Annotated in this window: 16 protein-coding genes; 3 read left to right on the top strand and 13 right to left on the bottom strand. The window is 63.1% G+C overall.

The annotated features are described in order from the left end of the window. Positions 1-63: 63 nt before the first annotated feature. From NCR38_RS26850 to NCR38_RS26865, 4 genes are all read right to left on the bottom strand, one after another. A complete protein-coding gene (locus tag NCR38_RS26850; RefSeq protein ID WP_061116402.1) occupies positions 64-1,803 on the bottom strand; it encodes a methanol/ethanol family PQQ-dependent dehydrogenase in 1,740 nt (579 codons plus the stop codon). A gap of 239 nt (positions 1,804-2,042) precedes the next feature. Further along, positions 2,043-2,324 carry a pyrroloquinoline quinone biosynthesis peptide chaperone PqqD gene (gene pqqD / locus NCR38_RS26855; protein ID WP_061116403.1) on the bottom strand — a complete coding sequence of 94 codons (282 nt, stop codon included), beginning with the start codon at positions 2,322-2,324 and terminating at the stop codon, positions 2,043-2,045. Between the two features lie 65 nt (positions 2,325-2,389). After that, on the bottom strand, positions 2,390-2,464 hold the full coding sequence (pqqA, locus tag NCR38_RS26860) for a pyrroloquinoline quinone precursor peptide PqqA (RefSeq protein WP_008347847.1): 75 nt from the start codon (positions 2,462-2,464) through the stop codon (positions 2,390-2,392). Between the two features lie 206 nt (positions 2,465-2,670). Next, positions 2,671-4,614 carry a sigma-54-dependent Fis family transcriptional regulator gene (locus NCR38_RS26865; RefSeq protein WP_250477836.1) on the bottom strand — a complete coding sequence of 648 codons (1,944 nt, stop codon included), beginning with the start codon at positions 4,612-4,614 and terminating at the stop codon, positions 2,671-2,673. A gap of 347 nt (positions 4,615-4,961) precedes the next feature. Between NCR38_RS26865 and NCR38_RS26870 the strand changes: the two genes are divergently transcribed. After that, the gene (locus tag NCR38_RS26870; protein ID WP_061116404.1) at positions 4,962-5,156 is read left to right on the top strand and encodes a hypothetical protein; all 195 of its coding nucleotides are present in this window, start codon (positions 4,962-4,964) and stop codon (positions 5,154-5,156) included. A 122-nt stretch (positions 5,157-5,278) separates the two neighbouring features. Here the strand turns inward: NCR38_RS26870 and NCR38_RS26875 are convergent, their stop codons facing one another. From NCR38_RS26875 to tauA, 9 genes are all read right to left on the bottom strand, one after another. Further along, positions 5,279-5,923 carry a LysE family translocator gene (locus NCR38_RS26875; RefSeq protein WP_061116405.1) on the bottom strand — a complete coding sequence of 215 codons (645 nt, stop codon included), beginning with the start codon at positions 5,921-5,923 and terminating at the stop codon, positions 5,279-5,281. Positions 5,924-6,033: 110 nt separating this feature from the next. Beyond that, entirely contained in the window at positions 6,034-7,557 is a 1,524-nt protein-coding gene (locus tag NCR38_RS26880) for a sensor domain-containing diguanylate cyclase (protein WP_086960757.1), read from the bottom strand. 272 nt (positions 7,558-7,829) lie between these two features. Further along, positions 7,830-8,669, bottom strand: coding sequence for a hypothetical protein (locus tag NCR38_RS26885; RefSeq protein ID WP_061116407.1), 840 nt, complete (start codon positions 8,667-8,669; stop codon positions 7,830-7,832). 192 nt (positions 8,670-8,861) lie between these two features. Next, positions 8,862-10,619: an IlvD/Edd family dehydratase gene (locus NCR38_RS26890; RefSeq protein WP_061116408.1), complete on the bottom strand. Its 1,758-nt coding sequence runs from the start codon at positions 10,617-10,619 to the stop codon at positions 8,862-8,864. Positions 10,620-10,997: 378 nt separating this feature from the next. Then, entirely contained in the window at positions 10,998-11,828 is an 831-nt protein-coding gene (locus NCR38_RS26895) for a siderophore-interacting protein (protein ID WP_061116409.1), read from the bottom strand. A gap of 16 nt (positions 11,829-11,844) precedes the next feature. Beyond that, positions 11,845-12,480, bottom strand: coding sequence for a PadR family transcriptional regulator (locus NCR38_RS26900; protein WP_250477847.1), 636 nt, complete (start codon positions 12,478-12,480; stop codon positions 11,845-11,847). A gap of 267 nt (positions 12,481-12,747) precedes the next feature. Further along, positions 12,748-13,623, bottom strand: a complete 876-nt coding sequence (locus NCR38_RS26905; protein ID WP_096031946.1) for an ABC transporter permease subunit — start codon at positions 13,621-13,623, stop codon at positions 12,748-12,750. After that, positions 13,620-14,399 (bottom strand): taurine ABC transporter ATP-binding protein, encoded by a 780-nt coding sequence (locus tag NCR38_RS26910; RefSeq protein WP_061116410.1) that lies wholly within the window; start codon positions 14,397-14,399, stop codon positions 13,620-13,622. Before NCR38_RS26910 ends, NCR38_RS26905 begins: the two co-directional genes overlap by 4 nt. Continuing rightward, positions 14,396-15,430 (bottom strand): taurine ABC transporter substrate-binding protein, encoded by a 1,035-nt coding sequence (gene tauA, locus NCR38_RS26915; RefSeq protein WP_061116411.1) that lies wholly within the window; start codon positions 15,428-15,430, stop codon positions 14,396-14,398. The genes NCR38_RS26910 and tauA overlap by 4 nt, the downstream gene beginning before the upstream one ends. Positions 15,431-15,802: 372 nt before the next feature. On the opposite strand from tauA, the gene epsC reads away from it, so the two are divergent. Both epsC and NCR38_RS26925 read left to right on the top strand, forming a co-directional pair. After that, positions 15,803-16,747 carry a serine O-acetyltransferase EpsC gene (gene epsC / locus NCR38_RS26920; protein ID WP_061116539.1) on the top strand — a complete coding sequence of 315 codons (945 nt, stop codon included), beginning with the start codon at positions 15,803-15,805 and terminating at the stop codon, positions 16,745-16,747. A 217-nt stretch (positions 16,748-16,964) separates the two neighbouring features. Further along, positions 16,965-17,609, top strand: coding sequence for a peroxidase-related enzyme (locus NCR38_RS26925; protein ID WP_061116412.1), 645 nt, complete (start codon positions 16,965-16,967; stop codon positions 17,607-17,609). Positions 17,610-17,653 lie beyond the last annotated feature (44 nt).

The raw sequence follows: 17,653 nt of genomic DNA on the forward strand, positions 1-17,653 counted from the left end.
CGGTGATGTCGGTGAACACCGCAAGCGCGCGACGATGCGCGCTCGCGGTTCGATCAGGTTGGTTCAGGTGCGATTGAGCGCGAAGACATAGAGCGTGCCGCCGCGCGGAACCTTGTCCGCGGCCTTCGCCATCGGTCCGCCCCAGATCGGGTTCGCGCCGCCATAGCCCGCGAGAATCGCCACGTATTCCTTGCCGTCGATCTCATACACCGAAGGTTGCGCGATGATGCCGCTCGCGAGCTTCGGGCTTTGCCACAAGACCTTGCCGGTCTTTTCGTCGAACGCGTAGAGACGACCATCGAGCGAGCCGCTGAATGCGAGGCCGCCCGCCGTCGTCGCGACACCGCCGTTCCAGGGCAGCTTGCTCCAGTGGCTCCAGACCTTCTTGCCCGTATCGACATCGATGGCCTGCAACTCGCCATAACCTTTGCTGTTCGGCTCGGGCTTGATCTCGAAGCCTTCGCCGAGATAGGGCAGACCTTCCATGTAGTTCACCGACTTGCCCGACAAGGACATGCACGCATGCAGGGCCGGCACGATCGCGAGATGCGTTTGGGGATCGTATGACACGGACCACCAGTTCTTGCCGCCCAGAAAGCTCGGACATGTTTCGATGGTCGTGCCGGTCTTCGGATACTTGGCTGGGTCCTGAATCGGCTTGCCATCGTCCGTATAGCCCGTGACCGATGTCGCGGTGACGAAAGGCCGCGCATAGATCAGCTTGCCGTTGCTGCGATCGATTGCGTGAAAGAAGCCGTTGCGGTCCGCGTGAACGATCGCGTCGTAGTCCTTGCCCTGATATTTGATATTCGCGAGCACGGGCGTGTTCACGCCGTCATAGTCCCACGTGTCATGGGCCGTGTATTGGTAGTGCCACTTGAGATCACCCGTCTTCGGATCGAGAGCGAGCAGGGAATCGGAATAGAGATTGTCGCCGGGACGAAGATCGGCGAGCCACGGTCCCGGATTGCCGACGCCCCAATAAAGCGTCTTCGTCGCCGAGTCGTAGGTGCCGGTGAGCCATGCGGGCGCGCCACCATGTTCCTGCATGCCGTCGGGCCATGTATTGCCGCCAGGTTCCTTCGCGCCGGGCACGGTATAACGCTTCCAGAGCACCTTGCCGTCATTGGGATCGAGTGCGGCGATGAAACCGCGCGCGCCATACTCGCCGCCCGAACTGCCGACGACGAGCGCGCCATCGAGCGCCAGAGGTGCAAGCGAGAACGCGTAGCCGACGCCCGGATCGAACATCGCCTTCTTCCACACGAGCGCGCCTGTTTGCGCATCGAGGGCCGCCACTTCGCCGTTCAGCATCGCGACATAGACATTCTTTCCGTATAGCGCGACGCCGCGATTGACCACATCGCAACATGCGGTCTTGAAGGATTTCGCATCGAGATTCGGCTCGTATTTCCATAGCTGCTTGCCCGTTGCAGCATCGAATGCATAAACGTTGTCCTTGGGCGTCGTCACGAAAAGAAAGCGTCCGTTGACGATGGGCGTCGCTTCGAAGCCTTGCTGCAAGTCCTTCGGAAACTTATAGCTCCACACCTGCTTCAAGTTCTTTACGTTGCTCGTGTCGATCTGCTTGAGCGGCGAATGCGCATGACCGTTATACGTGCGGTAGTACGTGAGCCAGCCTGGATCCTCCTGCGCGCTGGTAAGACGCTCGTAGCTGACTTCCGGATACGGCGCCGGCGTGCCGCTCGCCGCGATGGCTTGTTGCTGCGCTACGCAGAATGCAGCAACGGCGCCTGCTGCAATGGCCGCGATGCGCATTGCCGGACTGAAGCGAATCTTCATCGTTGTCTCCTGGGTATTGTCGATGCAACGTCTACTTGAATCTCGATAGCGATGCGAACGGTTGCGGCATCTTCAAGGCAAGTCATGTGCCATTGATGATTCATGTGCCCGCTTGCCTTGCTGCATGCGGATCTCATGCACGAGGAGCTGGACGCAAGCGTCGTGCGATGTTCATGCAGGGGTGTTGCATCGTGGAGCAGTGGGGCGATCGACGTGTTGCCCGATGTGACAACGCGCGTTCAGTCGATCCAGCCGAGACGGCGCGCTTCATCGATGAAGCGATAGACATCGGCGGCGAGCCCCGCCATTCCGAAGCGCGCTTCCAGCTCGCCGATGATGTCGTCGAGTTCGCGCGTTCCATCACAGCGCGCGAGTATTTCGCCAGCGCTGCGATTCAGTTCGATGCTGCCGCGCGGATGCACGATCTCGCACGTGCGCATGCCCGCATGCCAATGCAGCTTAAGAGGCGCACGCAAGCGCGGGCGCGTGGGTGCGCCCGTATGCGCGGTCGTTGAGTTCATGTGGGACGGGAAGAGAAGGACGCAGGCCCGGGCGCTGTTCGACCCGGGCTTGCTTCATCGAAGCGTTAGCGTGTGGCGATATACATCGTGATCTCAAAGCCGAAGCGCAGATCGGTGAAGGCAGGCGTCGTCCATTGCATGTTCATCTCCTAAGGTGATGTTCGAGTCGGATCGCGAAGGATTCGCAATCGGACATCGAAAATGCAAGCTCCATGCCTTCGAAGAAAACGCAGTGCATGTGCACGGTTTAGCCTTTCAGTTTCATTTCGAAGTAGCGCGATTCACGTGCCGCGCTGTACCCCTTAGGAACAGGGGTGTCTCGAAGTGGAACACCGCATGGAACAACTCACTGCTCCATCGCTGAACAAGCGGGCATCTTGCGATAGATCGTGTTGCGCGAAACGCCGAGCGCACGCGCGGCGGCGGATACGTTGCCACGATGTCGCGTGAGCGCAGCGGCGATCACGGACGCCGTGACTTCCTGTAGTCGTCCCGAAGCGGGCGCCGATGAAGGGCATGCTTCAAACACGTTTTGCGTATTAACGCGAGGCTCCTCGAAGAAGTCATCAGGAAGATGTTCACGGCGAATGCAGCCGTCGTCGTCCACCATCGCGGCGGAGGTGCGCAGGAGATTGCACAGTTGCCGGAAGTTGCCGGGCCACGCGTAGCGCTGGAAGAGCGCCATCACTTCATCGTCGATGGACAGGCGCGTGCCCCGTGATTCGTCGGCGCTCACGGCGTGCAGCATCTTCGTGATCACAGTTGCGAGGTCGGTGCGCTCGCGCAATGGCGGCAGCTTGACGACGAGTCCGTTCAGTCGGTAATACAAGTCTTCGCGAAAGCGGTTCTGCTCGATCATCTCTCGCAAATTGCGGTGCGTCGCGCAGATGATGGCTACATCGACCGGTATCGACCTGCTGGAACCCAGTGGATCGACGACGCGCTCCTGCAGAACGCGCAGAAGGCGCACCTGCAGCGGATAGGGCATGTCGCCGATCTCATCGAGAAACAGCGTGCCGCCGTTCGCCTGCAGCAGCTTGCCGGCCGCGCCCTTGCGCCGGGCGCCGGTGAAGGCGCCTTCCTCATAGCCGAAGAGTTCCGATTCGATCAGGTTCTCGGGAATCGATGCGCAGTTCACCGCGACGAACGGTCCCGCGCGGCGCGGCGAATCGCTGTGAATCGCCTGCGCGAGCAGTTCCTTGCCGGTGCCTGTTTCGCCGGTGACGAGTATCGGTATGTCCTTGCCGATGACCTTGCGGACCTTGGCGATCACCACAGCCACTTTTGGATCGCCCGTGTCGAGTGAAGCGAGCTTCGATGACGCATCGATTGCAGCGGATGCGCGCGGCGCGGCTTTGATCGCATTGGATGTGGGCGCCACTCCGGCGAGCGGCGCACGGTTCAGGCGCACACGCGCGCACACGACGGCGCCGTTGTTCAGGTCGAGGGGAAAATGCGGAGCGCGGCTCGCATGCGAACGATCGATCAGTTGTGCGCTCGTCAGTCCGAAGAGCGACGAGAGCGTATGCGCGCGCAGCGACGCGATCGACAGGCCGAACTGAAACTGCGCGCTGCGATTGGCGGAGAGAAAGCGACCATCGCAGGTGAAGGCCATGATGCCTTCCATCAGCGTGCCGAGAAATTCGGGGCGGCTATGAAACGCGATCTGCAGCATGCCCTGAAAAGTGCTGGAAAACAGATGGTTTTCGATCATCTGCACGGACATGCGCGCGAGCGCCATCGTGTGGCGATGGTAGCTTCGATGATCGCCGGTCACATCGAGCACGCCGATCAGATCGCCATAGGGATCGAGGATCGGCACGCTTGAGCACGTCAAAAAGCGATTGGCCGCGAGATAGTGCTGATCGCCATGCACGACGGTGGGCGAGCGTTCCGCAATTGCGGTGCCGATCGCATTCGTGCCTTGCCGTTCCTCGGCCCAGTTCGCGCCGGCTCTCAGCGCAACTTTCTCGGCGCGTGCGAGGAAATCGTCGTCGCCGGTGGAATGGAGGATGAGACCTTGCGCATCGGTCAGCACGATCATGCTTTGCGTGTTCACGATCTGTTCGCGCAGCGTTTCCATTACCGGCGTCGCGTGCGCGCACAGCACACGGTTCTGTTCGAGCTTGAGCAGCAACTCGCCTTCGGTGAGCACGTCGTAATCGGGGCGGGTCGATGCGTTCAGGCCGAACGTCTCCGACCGTTCGTGCGCCTTGCGGATCGAGGGGATCAGCCAGCCGCTCCCTTGTTCATCGTGGCTCGCCGCGATTTGGTGAATAACGTCTTGCATCGCCTCCTCCTTTGCAGAACCGGTCGTATCGCCGGATATCTGAGCGCGGATAAAAGCAAGTCCTGCGCCAATGAGGGCAAACAAATTTCCGTGTTGGCGAAACGAAAGGATGGGCGATGTCGTCGCGACGCCCACAGTGCCGCGCATCGTGTGTTGGCCGGCGTCTGACCTGCCGCGTTGATGATGATGCGGGTCTGCCTGCCGCAAGGCCGCGGCATAAGGCGCAGCGGCTTCGAGACCATATACCCAAGGGTTGGCATATCAAATGCAAAAGACAGAGCGGGCGCCAACAAACGCTCGATTCGAATCTAACGAACTCTCGCTCACGCACCGCAAGGAGAAACGCCATGGCGAACCTGAAGCTCGACGATCTGCAACATGCCCAGCATCTGTCCTCTTCCGAGATGTCCCGGATCGTCGGAGGCGACAAGAAGGAGCCGGCCGGAAAGCCGATTCATATCGACGCTCAAAGCGGCGTGCTGACGTTCAAGGACGGCTCACAATGGACGATGGACCTGAACGGCAAGCTGCATCCACTGTGATGCGAGTGCGTCTAATCTCCTCGTGATAGAAGGCCGGACGTGCTCCGTGGCGCGGCCGGCCCTTCTCCTCTTGCATTCAAAACGTTTGATGCCGGTTTGCGTTATGTCTTTTGCATACGGAATCACAGACCGGTTCGGCCCGCGGTAAGTACGAGCCGCAAGCCGAGTATCGCGATCACGCTCGCGGCAATCCGGTCGATCCATTTCCTCGCGCGCAGATACATTTCGCGCGGACGCTTGCTGGAGAAACCCAAAGCGACGACCGTGTACCAGCCCGTCTCGATCGCGAAGACCATCGGCGGCAAGACGAAGTAGCACCACAGCGGAGGATGTTGCGGCAGGAGCGCCGCGAAGATGCTGCCGTACCAGATGGCGGTCTTCGGATTGCTCAACTGCGTCGTGAGGCCGAGCCAGAACGATTTGCGTGCGCTCGTCGCGAGTGCGGGCGGATCGTCTTGCGTCGACATCTGCATCGGCTGCGCGGCGCCGCGCCAGATCTTCGACGCCACGTAGAGGAGATACAGCCCGCCCGCGACCTTCAGCCCGACGTAGAGCCACTCGACGGCCACGAGCAGCGTATAGAGGCCGGCCAGAGCGATGCCGCCGAAGAAGATGCCGCCGACGCCCATGCCGAGCGCGGTCGCGAGACCATCGGCGCGAGATATGCCGATCGCATTGCGGGCCACGATCACGAAACTCGGGCCCGGAATCATCGCGCCCAGCAGCAGCGAGAACAGAATCGCGAATACGGCGGTGGATGCGGTCATCGGATTGTCTCCTCCCATTCTGAATGCACTCGAATGCGGTTTGAATGCGGCATGCAAAACGCACGATTGCATTCACGATGCATGATACGCGCGATGTTGCGCGCCTCGCTCTAGCCAGCGCCGCCTGCGACGCTGTCCTCGTGGATCGCGCGGTTGCGGCCGGTTCGTTTGGCGAGATAGAGCGCGGCGTCGGCACTATTGAGCAGCTTGAGCGCATCTTCGATCTGGCGCGGCGAGGCGGTCGCGATACCGATGCTGATCGTCAGCACGCCCTTGGGCGCGGCACTGTTGGTGATGGCGAGTTTCTCCACTTTCTCGCGCAGGCGCTCGGCGAACGTGATCGCGCCGTTCGCTTCGGCACCCGGCAGCACGACCACGAATTCCTCGCCGCCGTAGCGCGCCACGATATCCCCGGGCCGCTTCGTGGAATTCTGTATGCAATCGGCCACTGCGACGAGCGCATCGTCGCCCATCGCGTGACCGTAAGTGTCGTTGTACAGCTTGAAGTGATCGACGTCGACGAACAAGGCGGATAGGGGTTGATCGGCGCGACGGGCGCGCCGCCATTCCTCGTCGAGCCGGCGGTCCAGCGCGCGGCGATTGGACAGGCCGGTGAGCGAATCGGTGCCTGCAAGGCGTTGCAGCTTCGCTTGCGCGATCGCCCGCGACCGCAGCGAGATCGCAAGCAGCCAGGAGATGACGACAAAGCCGCCGCCGAACGTCATCGTCAGTCCGCCAATGACGATGCTGCGCTCGCGCCACGCAGCGAGCACTTCATGCTCCGCGGGCGCGACCGCCGCAATCATCTGCGTGCCGGGTACGTGCTGGAAGGTATAAAGCCGTCGCACACCGTCGAGTGGCGATTTCGATATGTACGAGCCGGACGGAGCGTCGCGCATCGCGGCGAAGGTCGGCGATCTGGCGACGTACCTGGCTTCGTCCAAGGGCAATGCAGGCTTGCGCGCGATCATCACGCCGTCCTGCTGAACGATGAACACGGACCCCGACCTGCCGACGTTCACGCGCGAAAGCAGGTTCTTGAAATAGGCCACGTCCAGCGCGATCACCGCGACACCCGCGAACGACCCGTCCGGTGCATCGATGCGCCGGCTCAGCGCGAGCGAGACCGCGCCTTTGCGCAGCCGCGACACGTAGGGTCCGGAAATGAAGAGGCCGGCGTCGGGATGTTCGGCATGCGCCTTGAAGTAATCACGATCGTTGAAGAGCAGGTCGGCGTGCTCTGAAGGATCGCGTTCGACGACGATGCGTCCTTCGCGATTCATCACGAACGCGCCGCCGACATAGTTCGTGCCGGTGGCGCCATCGAAGAGCACGAGTTTGCGCAGATCGGGAGGAAGCGTCATCACGGCGGGGTTTTGTATGCCGCTGACGATGGTGCGCAGCGACAGGTCGCTCGATTCGATGTTGCGCGCGATATCGGCGCTCAAGGTAGCGACGAGGTTGGCCGCTGCCTGATTCGCGTTCTGCAATGCCTGCGCGCGACCTTGCCAAAGCGCGGCAAACGACAACGCGGCCATGGAAACGGCGATGGCGGTGCCAATGAGTCCGGCGAGCGCCGGAAACCGCGAAAACGCATCGGCGAAGCGCATCGCGGCGGTGCTGTTGCGCCGCATCAGCCGGCGGCTGACCATGCGTCCGGTCTTGCGAACGGCGTTCAATCTGGCGGGCATTCAGGTTCTCCGCGTGACGCCATTTCCGCACGACCCGGCGCGGTATGGCCTGCGGTGCGAGCACGCTTTGCGTCGAAAAACTCCATGTTTCAGGGGGGATTCGCTGCGTGTAATCGAACGTCGATTGTAGTCGCTTGGAACGCAGCGGTTTCGCACGGGCGCCCATGAATCAGCCGTTGCGTTATCTCGTGATCAGCTGGCGTCTCCTGCACCCGCTACTTCACGAGGTGCAGCCGCTTCGTGATGATCGTACCTTCCTTGCGATCGATGAGCCACGCTGCATCAACTCTTCCATTCAATGTCGATGTCCTGCGCGTGATATCCGTGGGTTCTTCGTCGGTAGGCGCGCTGTGTTCGATGTCATCGGTCAGGTAGGGCGGCGCGAGCGAGCAGATGAGCACGATCGCGAAGTCGCCGTTGCCGTGCGCATGATCGAAGCTCGGGAGCACGATCCGGCCGCTGACGGTCGTCTTGATGCCGCTCTGCGGCTTCAACTGAATGACGTCGAAGGTCTGAACGAATCCCTTCTCCTTGGCCTCTGGCGCGACGACGAGCTTGCGGCCGCTTTGTCCCTTCACGGTCTGCTTGAGCAGGATGGCATCGGGATTTTCAGGTGCCGCGAGCGAGACATTCACTGAAAGGACCTTCTTTCTCGACAGATAGCGCACGCCATATGAAACCGGAATGACGAACGTGAACGTGCGCTCGGTCTGCTCGCGAGGCTGACTCGCGCCCGACGCCGCGGATGCGCCTTGCTGCGCCTTGTGAAACGGACGCGAGAGAAAGGCCCGTACGCGGTTCGTGATCGATGCCGATTGTCCCGGCGCAGGGTGCCCCGCGAGCGCGTCGCGGACTTGCGCGGGATCGTCGCCGGTGAAGTTCGGCGCAAGCGCGTTGGCGGACAGGATGACTTGCGCCGATGTACTGCTCGCGCCCTCGACTGCACTTGCAGCATGACCACCATGCGGCGCGGCTGCGAAAGTGCACACTGGCCCGCACGACAACGCGCAGGTCATGCACAGCGCCGCGCCACGTCCACGATTCAATAGAAGCACCTGCCTACTCCTGGCGCCAGAGCCGGTTGCGATGATGTGGCTATCTTAAAACGAAGCGCGCGAATCGGCATCTTGCATGCCTGATATTGGATGCAATCCGTCCGCGCGTAGTCGAAGATTGCCGCGATCGCATCGATATGATCGCGATGAACAGAAAAAAGCCGCTCGAAAGCGGCCACTGGTCGATCAGGTTTACCGGCGCGGGATCACGCCTCGCATCTGCGTCGCGCGCAGAAAATCGAAATCGACGCCCTTGTCTGCCTGCGTCACCGTGTCATAAAACAACTTGCGATAACCACGATCCGCGCTCGGCACGCTGACGGGCGTTGCCTTCGCGCGTGCGGCGAGTTCTTCTTCGCTGATGAGCAGACTGATTTCACGCTTCGACACGCTCAGGCGAATGCGATCGCCGGTTCGAACGTGCGCGAGCGGGCCGCCGACTGCCGATTCCGGCGTCACATGCAAAACGATAGTGCCGAACGCCGTGCCGCTCATGCGTCCATCGGAGACGCGCACGATATCCTTCACGCCCTTCAACGCGAGCTTGCGCGGAATGGGGATGTAGCCGGCTTCCGGCATGCCCGGTGCGCCCTTGGGCCCGATGTTCTTGAGCACGAGGATATCGTCGGGTGTGACGTCGAGATCGTCGGAATCGATGCGTGCCGCGAGATCCGCGCCATGCTCGAACACGACCGCCCGGCCTTCGTGTTCCATCAACTTCGCGTTCGCCGCCGATTGCTTGATGATCGCGCCACCCGGTGCGAGATTGCCTTCCAGCACCGCGATGCCGCCTTGCGGATAGATCGGTTTGTCGAAGGGACGCACGACGTCCTGCTCGAATGCCGGCCCTGCGGCTTCGATCTCTTCGCCGAGCGTGCGTCCGGTGACCGTCAATGTGTTCAGATGCAGGAGCGGCTTCAATTCGCGTAGCAGCGTGGCCATGCCGCCGGCCTTGTGAAAGTCCTCCATGTAATGCAATCCGGAAGGCTTCAGGTCGACTAGCACGGGCGTTTCGCGACCCATGCGATCGAGCGCCTTCAGATCGACGTCATAGCCCATGCGTCCGGCGATCGCGGTGAGATGCACGATGCCGTTCGTCGAGCCGCCGATCGCGAGCAGCACGCGCATCGCGTTTTCGAATGCCTCGGCCGTGAGGACCTTGTCGATGGTGAGGTCATCGCGCGCCATCTGCACGGCTTGCGTGCCCGTGAGTTCGGCGATACGCATGCGATCCGACGTGACCGCGGGCGGCGATGCGCCGCCCGGCACCGTCATGCCGAGCGCTTCGGCGATGCATGCCATCGTGCTCGCCGTGCCCATCACGGAACAGGTGCCCACGCTCGCGACGAGCTGATTGTTCACGGCCGCGATTTCCGCTTCGTCGATTTCCTCCGCGCGAAAACGCCCCCAATAGCGGCGGCAATCCGTGCATGCGCCGACGCGCTCACCGCGATGCGCGCCCGTGAGCATCGAGCCCGTGATGAGTTGAATCGCAGGAATGCCGGCCGATGCCGCGCCCATCAGTTGCGCGGGCACGGTCTTGTCGCATCCGCCGATCAGCACGACCGCGTCCATCGGCTGGGCCCGGATCATCTCTTCCGTGTCGATCGACATCAGGTTGCGAAGGTACATGCTCGTCGGCTGCGAGAACGATTCGGCGATCGAGATCGTCGGAAAGTCCATCGGCAAGCCGCCCGCCAGCATCACGCCGCGCTTCACCGCTTCGATCAGTTGCGGTGCATTGCCGTGACACGGGTTATACGCGCTGCCCGTATCGACAATGCCGATCACCGGGCGATCCAGGGCGCTGTCGGTATAACCCGCGCCCTTGATGAAGGCTTTGCGCAGGAACAGCGAGAAACCGTTGTCTCCATAGCTCGTGAGCGATTTGCGCAAGCCGCCCGGTTTCGCGGGCTCTTCGCCGGGCTTTTTCCTGAATGTGTCGGTCATGGTCGCACTACCGTTTGATGAGCGTTGAACGTCTGCGTGCCTCGATTATCGCGGCTTTGCCCAGGCTTTGTGCGCGCTTGGCGCGTGCTTCGAACCGAAGACGTTTTTGCTTTCGCAAGCGCCAGACGCAAATGGCCCCTCACGTTGTCACTTTCTTCGGACCGATTCGGCGGCGGCAAGAAACGCTTGCGCGAGGCGCAGTCGCGCGGACGAGCGTCCCTAAAGCAATCCGACGCAGCGTCTGCGCGCGCCATGCGGCAATGTCCGCTTTTCAGGGACAGTCCGCTCAATTCCTGCGATGCCCAGTGCACGGCTCTGTAGCGCGTCGCCTGAGGTCGATCAATCCGTGGCGGTCCTGCTGCGAAATCGCTCTGGAAATCAGCCGTCGATCGTCTCGTGCACGCCCTGTTCGCCGCGTTTCCAGTAAGCGGAAGCGCGAATGCGCTTCTTGTCGACGCCGCGTTCGTCGCATAGCAGCTTGCGGACCGCGCGCATCAGCGTGGCTTCTCCCGCGGCCCACACGTAGCCTTCGCCATCGGGCACGTAGGTTTCGCGCAAGGCGAGCAGCAGCGCGCCGCCGGGATGCTCGCTCTCGTTGCGATAGCGCCATTGCGCGTAGAGATCGGCGCGCGTATCGAATTCGATGCGTGCGGATTGATCGGCGACTTCGATCAGCGTCGCGACGCGCGTGCCTTCGGGCAGCTCTTCCAGACGCCGCGCGATGGCGGGCAGGGCGGTTTCATCGCCGATCATCAGATGCCAGTCGAACTGCGTCGGAATGACGAACGACCCACGCGGTCCGCCGATGCCGAGATATTGACCCGGCGCGGCTTGCGCGGCCCATGCCGTCGCGGGGCCGGCTTCGTGCAGCACGAATTCGATATCGAGCTCGCGCGCTACACGGTCGAAGCGGCGCGGCGTGAAATCGCGCGCGATCGGACGCGGCTTCGACGCATCGAATATGGGCCCGTCGGGACCGGCCTGCGGGAGCGCGGGCATCGCCTCGCCGGGCTGCGGGAAGAAGAGCTTTACGTGATCGTCGAATGAGGCGCTCACGAAGTCGTCGAGCGAATCGCCCGTGAAGGTCACGCGCACGAGATACGGATTGAGCGCCGTTACGCGCGTGACTTGCAGCAACCGGAACTTGAGCGCGTGACGAATGCGCGCGACTTCGAGATCGGGTCTGTCTTGAAGAATGGAATCTGTCATCGTGTATGGCTCCTTCTTACGCCTGCTTCGGCGCCGGGTTCTGTTCGATTTCGGCCGTCGCGCGCGCAAGGATCGCGGCGATGCGGCGTTGCTCGTCCTGCGATGCGTCGGTGCGCAAGAGCAGCGCTTTCTTCAGCGCGCGGCGCGCGGCGATCAGCTCGGGCGCCCAGCCGCTATCGGCGGCGGTGTCATCGGCTTCCTCGCCCATGTAGGCGCGGCGCACGAGATCCATCTTGCGTGCGAAGTGCGTGAGCTTCGCGAGCATGATGTCCACGCGCTCGCGGTTCGACGCGAGATAGTCGCGACCCGCATCCGAAAGCGCATAGCGCTTGCGATTGCCTTCCAGTTCGACGGTGGCGTAGCCCAGCTCTTCCAGATACGTGAGCGCCGGATAGACCATGCCGGGGCTCGGCGTGTAGAAGCCGTTCGAGCGGTCTTCCAGTGCCTTGATGAGTTCGTAGCCATGACGCGGCGCTTCGGCGAGCATCGCGAGCAGCAGCAGTTGGAGATCGTCGGAGGAGAACTTGCGTCCGCGCGGCATGCCGTCCTCGCCGCCGAATCCACCCATGCCACCCATGCCACCCATGCCACCCGTTCCGCCGGGACCGCCGCCGAAGCGACCGCCGGCGCCGTGGCGATGACGGCCGATCATGCCCCAGCGTTCGAAGATCGAACGCTCAGACCACTCGGGGGCGTCGAAGGGAAAACCAGATCCGAATGCGCGGAAGCCGGCTTCACGCGCGCGTTGAATGCAGCGGGATTTCATCAGAACACTCCAGATATGTCTTAAAACATATCTAAAGATATATATCGTAAGAGTGTCTGTCAAGCGGGAATACGAGGGGCGGGGCGCGCAAGTGCCGACGATCGCCGCATTCGCCGATACGCATCGCGCCGTCCCGGCCGTCCCGCGAGCGGCTCAGCGCCCCTTCCACGGCACGAGCCGCCGCTCCAGCGCGCGCATGCCGAAGTCGAATATCCACGCGATCGCGCCGATGAGCACGATGCCCATCACCACCACGTCGGTGCGCAGGAAGCTCGACGCGTTGAGCACCATCTGCCCGAGGCCGGCGGTCGCGGCAACCATCTCGGCAGCGACAAGTGTGGTCCAGCCGAAGCCCACGGCGATGCGCAGGCCCGTCAGGATCTCCGGCAGCGCGGCGGGCAGCACGACATGCCACACCACCTGCCGGAAGTTCGCGCCGAGCGACCACGCTGCGTTCACCTGCTCGGCGGTCGCGCTTTTCACGCCCGCACGCGCGGCCATCGCGATCGGCGCGAAGCAGGCGAGCCAGATCACGACGATCTTCGCGGTCTCATCGATCCCGAAGTAGATGACGACGAGCGGCAGATAAGCGAGCGGCGGCAGTGGCCGATAGAACTCCAGCGGCGGATCGAGCACGCCGCGCGCAATGCGGCTCACGCCCATCAGGATGCCGACCGGCACCGCCGTGACGACCGCGAGCGCGAATGCACCGAACACGCGGATCGCGCTCCACAGCAGATGTTCCGAGAGCGGCAGTCCGCCCTGAAGCCGTCCATGCCACGCATCGGTGAATGCCTGCCATACGGCTTCGGGCGAGGGCAGAAAGAGCGGCGGCAGCCAGTGAAAATGCGTGGCGGCCCACCACAGCACCGCGAGTGTCGCGACGCACAGCGCACTGGGCAGCGCCGTCGGGCCCGCGCCCGGCATGCCGCGATAGCGCGCGCGCCTTTTCGCGCGCGAAGCAGCTCGTGTGGTCTGCGGCGTCGTGACGGCGCGCGGCAGCGGGACGTCTCGAGCGGGGTGAGTCACGCCACCTCCGTGTCGGTGCGATGCAGTCGGCGCGTCAGCCGTTCGCGCCATTCGATGAAAGCGGGCGACGATTTCACGGCGCGCGCGTCGCGGTTGCGAATGTAATCGCGCGAGAAGGGCAGCTCGTGCACTTCCTCGATGCGTCCCGGGCCGGGTGTCATCAGCACGAGGCGCGTCGCCAGGAAGAGGGCTTCCTCCACGCTGTGCGTGATGAAGAAGACCGTCTTGCCGGTGCGCGCCCACACGTCGAGCACGAGTTCCTGCACGCTTTCGCGCGTGAGGGCGTCGAGCGCGCCCATCGGCTCGTCCATCAGCAGCACTTCGGGATCGCTCGCGAGTGCGCGCGCGATTCCGACGCGTTGCTGCATGCCGCCCGAAAGCGCGTAGACCTTTGCCCGCTCGGATTGCGCCAGACCGACGAGCGCGAGCGTGCGGCGCGCGATCTCGAGGCGCTCGTCGCGCTTCACGCCACGAAAGCGCAGGCCGAGCGCGACGTTGTCGATGACATTCAGCCACGGCATCAACGCATGTTTCTGGAACACGACGCCGCGCTCCGCGCCGGGCCCGGCGATCGGTTCGCCATTGAGCGATGCCTCGCCTTCGGTCGGCTCGAGAAATCCGGCGAGGCAATTCAGCAGCGTGGTCTTGCCGCAGCCCGACGCGCCGAGCGCCACCACGAACTCGCCGCTGCCGATCTGCAAATCGACGCCTTTCAACGCGGGCGTGTGCGCGCCTTCGTACGTGACGCCGAGATTGCGGATGGCAAGCGATGTCATTTCGCGGCCTGCTGCGCGAAGCGGGGATCGACGCCCGTGGAGTAATCCGCGAGCACGTTCTGGATCGTGCCCTGCTGCTTGAGGAACTGCGCGGTGGCGGCGAGCGACTTCGCCGCGCCGGACTGCTGTCCGCCGCCGAGCCAGGTCGGCGAAGCCTGCTCGCCTGCGCTCGGGAAGGCGTAGAGCGCGAGACTCGCGGGCACGTCGGCGGCGTTCGCCCCGGATTCCTGCGCGACCGCCTGCACCTGTTTCGATGCGGCGGTCCAGTCGGCCTTGTGGTCGCGGTATTGCGCATCGGTATCGGCGAGCACCTTGACGAGCCCGTTCAGGAACGCGGGATTGTCCTGCGCGAACTTGCGTGCCGCGACGAAGCCGTCGAAGGTCGCCTTGCCCGATTCCTTCGCCACCTCACCCGACGTGATGAGCACGCGGCCGCTCTGCTTGGCCTTGGCGAGCACCGGGTCCCAGATGTAAGTCGCGTCGATGTTGCCGCGCTCCCACGCCGCCGCGACTTCGGGCGGACGCAGATTGACGATCCTGACCGTCGACGGATCGACACCCGCCTGCTGCAAGGCGACGAGCGCATGAAAATGCGAAGTCGATACATACGGCACGCCGAGCGTCTTGCCCTTCAGATCGGCGAGCTTGCTCACGCCGGACCCGTTGCGCGCGACGAGCGCTTCGGCATCGTTGATGTTGTCGAGAATCCAGAACAGCGACAGATCGACGCCTTGCGAGAGTCCCGCCGCGATCGGGCTGGAGCCCGCTTCGCCCACCTGTATGGAACCGGACGCGAGCGCGCGGATGACGTCCGCGCCGCTGCCGAGCTTGCGATAAGTGACCTTGTATCCGGTGGCCTTCTCGACGGCTCCGCTTGCCTGCGCATAGCGCCACGGCACCACCATGTCCTGATAGCCGATGACGACCTCGCGTGTTTCGGCCTTTGCATGAACGGGCGCGAAAACGACGGCGGCAAGCATGAAGGCAGCGGCGCCGGCGATCAGTGTGCGGCGATGGATCGTATGTTTCATGGAGCGAACGGAGTGGTGTGGTGAAGCCTTCGACTATAGGCACTTTGTGTGCCGCGGCTACCAATCAATTGTGCGTAGCAAATGACGTGGAGCGCGCTTCGCATATACGCCTGGCCGAACCGCGAACGGTCGCGCACGAGCCGTCATTTGCAAATGAAAAATACTTGGTACCACCTCCGGCGGATGTCTCGCATAGTCGTACGTATTGGCTATCGACGGTTGACTTTGCATCGGACGAGTACCGCCGCCATCGCTTCTGTGACGAAACAAGAAATACGGCGACGTCGTGACTATGACCGGCGGCGGCGCGGCATGCAGAACCGCTGGCGCTATTCCGGCTTGCCCGGCCGACATCATGGAAAGGACTGCACTGTGGCTGTATTCGACATCGACGACATCGTCCAATCGCTTCAGACGGTCCGCCAGCAGTGGCGGGAAATGCAAAAGCGCTCGCTCGAGCCGGGCGGGCGCGAACTCCCCGCGCGCGAGGCGCTCGCCGACATCATCGGCGCGCTGAAAGGCGCACTCTTTCCGATGCGGCTCGGCCCGCCCGATCTGCGTCAGGAAAGCGAGAACTTCTACGTCGGCCATGCGCTCGATTTCGCGCTGCAGGGCCTGCTCGCGCAGGCGAAGCTGGAGTTGCAATACAAGGCACGGCATGAGCCGCGCGACGACCACGCGATCGACACGCGCGCGATCAACGCAATACGCGCGTTCGCCAAAACCCTGCCGCGCATCCGCACCCTGCTCGACAGCGACATCCTCGCGGCCTATCAGGGCGATCCGGCGGCGGGCAGCGTCGACGAAGTGCTGCTTTGCTATCCCGGCATCCTCGTGATGATCCACCATCGCATCGCGCACGAGCTTTATCGGCTCGAATTGCCGCTGCTCGCACGCATCGTGGCCGAGCTCGCACATGGCGAAACCGGCATCGACATCCATCCCGGTGCGCGCATCGGCTCGGGGTTCTTCATCGATCACGGCACGGGCGTCGTGATCGGCGAGACGGCGGTGATCGGCAACCACGTGCGCATCTATCAGGCGGTGACGCTCGGCGCCAAGCGCTTTCCGCGCGACGCGCAAGGTCAACTCGAGAAAGGGCTCGCGCGTCATCCGATCGTCGAGGACGACGTCGTGATCTACGCCGGCGCGACGATCCTCGGACGCGTGACGCTCGGACGCGGCGCGGTCATCGGCGGCAATGTATGGCTCACGCACGACGTCGCGCCGGGCGCTTCGGTCACGCAGGCGCTGTCGCAAAGCGGTGAGGCCGCGCGGCGCGCCCAGACGCAGCGGACCGAGCCTGTCTCGTCATGAGCACACCGGTGCGCCATGTCGGCGCGACCGTTCGACAACTGCGCGAGCGCTGCCTTTATGCGCAGCGCCCGCTCAGGCGATCCACTATCAGCCTGCGATATGCAATCAGCGCGGCGTGATGTGGGCGCACGCCGATTAGCTTATGAGAAATCAGTCCAACCGCGCGCCGATGGGTGCGCTAACTTGGAGCGCCTCGACAGAGCGCCAGGAAACCGCCATGTCCACGATCGCAGCATCCGATCCATTCGCCGATCATCTCAACCCCTTCGATGCCGATCTGCAACGCGAGCCGGTCTCGCGTTTCGGCGTGCCCGACGAGACGCGCCTGCCGCCGCACGTCGCGTCGATCCACGCGAAGTTCCGCAGACAGTACGGCTTCGTGCCGAACTGGCTCGCGGCGCTCTCGGTCAATCCCGATACCGCTTATCGGCTCGTCACGTTCTACGAGCATCTTTTCGATCCGCACCGCAGTCATCTGACGGCCGCGGAGCGCGAACTGATCGCGGTGGTCACGTCGGCCGCGAACGAGTGCAGCTACTGCGTGTTCAATCACACGCAGGCGCTTGCGAACGTGCTGGGCGATACGGTGCGCGCGCAGCGCATCGCACAGGGCTTTCGTCATGTGCGTCTTTCGGTGAAGGAGGCTGCGCTCGCGGAAATCTCGGAGCGTCTCACGCGCGAGCCGGGCGGCATTCGCGAAGAAGATCTTCAATCGCTGCGCTCGATCGGCTTCACGCAGCAGGCCGTGACCGAGGTGCTGGAGATATCGGCGTTCTTCAACTATGCCAATCGGTTGACGATCGCACTGAACGTGGTGCCGGACGATCAGTTTTTTGCGGGCCGCGATCTCAGGCGTGCGTGAAGCCGGCCGCTCGTTCAAGCGCGTTTTTGCGGCTTGCAGTACCT

Origin of the sequence: Caballeronia sp. INML1 (genome assembly GCF_023631085.1) — a bacterium.
In the GTDB taxonomy this organism is placed as follows: Bacteria; Pseudomonadota; Gammaproteobacteria; order Burkholderiales; family Burkholderiaceae; genus Caballeronia; species Caballeronia turbans.

Excerpts from the sequence above, each read along its gene's own strand:
- tauA (WP_061116411.1), bottom strand. The coding sequence starts at position 15,430 with ATGAAACATACGATCCATCGCCGCACACTGATCGCCGGCGCCGCTGCC.
- NCR38_RS26850 (WP_061116402.1), bottom strand. The coding sequence starts at position 1,803 with ATGAAGATTCGCTTCAGTCCGGCAATGCGCATCGCGGCCATTGCAGCA.
- NCR38_RS26890 (WP_061116408.1), bottom strand. The coding sequence starts at position 10,619 with ATGACCGACACATTCAGGAAAAAGCCCGGCGAAGAGCCCGCGAAACCG.
- NCR38_RS26865 (WP_250477836.1), bottom strand. The coding sequence starts at position 4,614 with ATGCAAGACGTTATTCACCAAATCGCGGCGAGCCACGATGAACAAGGG.
- pqqD (WP_061116403.1), bottom strand. The coding sequence starts at position 2,324 with ATGAACTCAACGACCGCGCATACGGGCGCACCCACGCGCCCGCGCTTG.
- NCR38_RS26875 (WP_061116405.1), bottom strand. The coding sequence starts at position 5,923 with ATGACCGCATCCACCGCCGTATTCGCGATTCTGTTCTCGCTGCTGCTG.
- NCR38_RS26895 (WP_061116409.1), bottom strand. The coding sequence starts at position 11,828 with ATGACAGATTCCATTCTTCAAGACAGACCCGATCTCGAAGTCGCGCGC.
- NCR38_RS26910 (WP_061116410.1), bottom strand. The coding sequence starts at position 14,399 with ATGACATCGCTTGCCATCCGCAATCTCGGCGTCACGTACGAAGGCGCG.
- NCR38_RS26880 (WP_086960757.1), bottom strand. The coding sequence starts at position 7,557 with ATGCGGCGCAACAGCACCGCCGCGATGCGCTTCGCCGATGCGTTTTCG.
- NCR38_RS26870 (WP_061116404.1), top strand. The coding sequence starts at position 4,962 with ATGGCGAACCTGAAGCTCGACGATCTGCAACATGCCCAGCATCTGTCC.
- NCR38_RS26925 (WP_061116412.1), top strand. The coding sequence starts at position 16,965 with ATGTCCACGATCGCAGCATCCGATCCATTCGCCGATCATCTCAACCCC.
- NCR38_RS26900 (WP_250477847.1), bottom strand. The coding sequence starts at position 12,480 with ATGATCGGCCGTCATCGCCACGGCGCCGGCGGTCGCTTCGGCGGCGGT.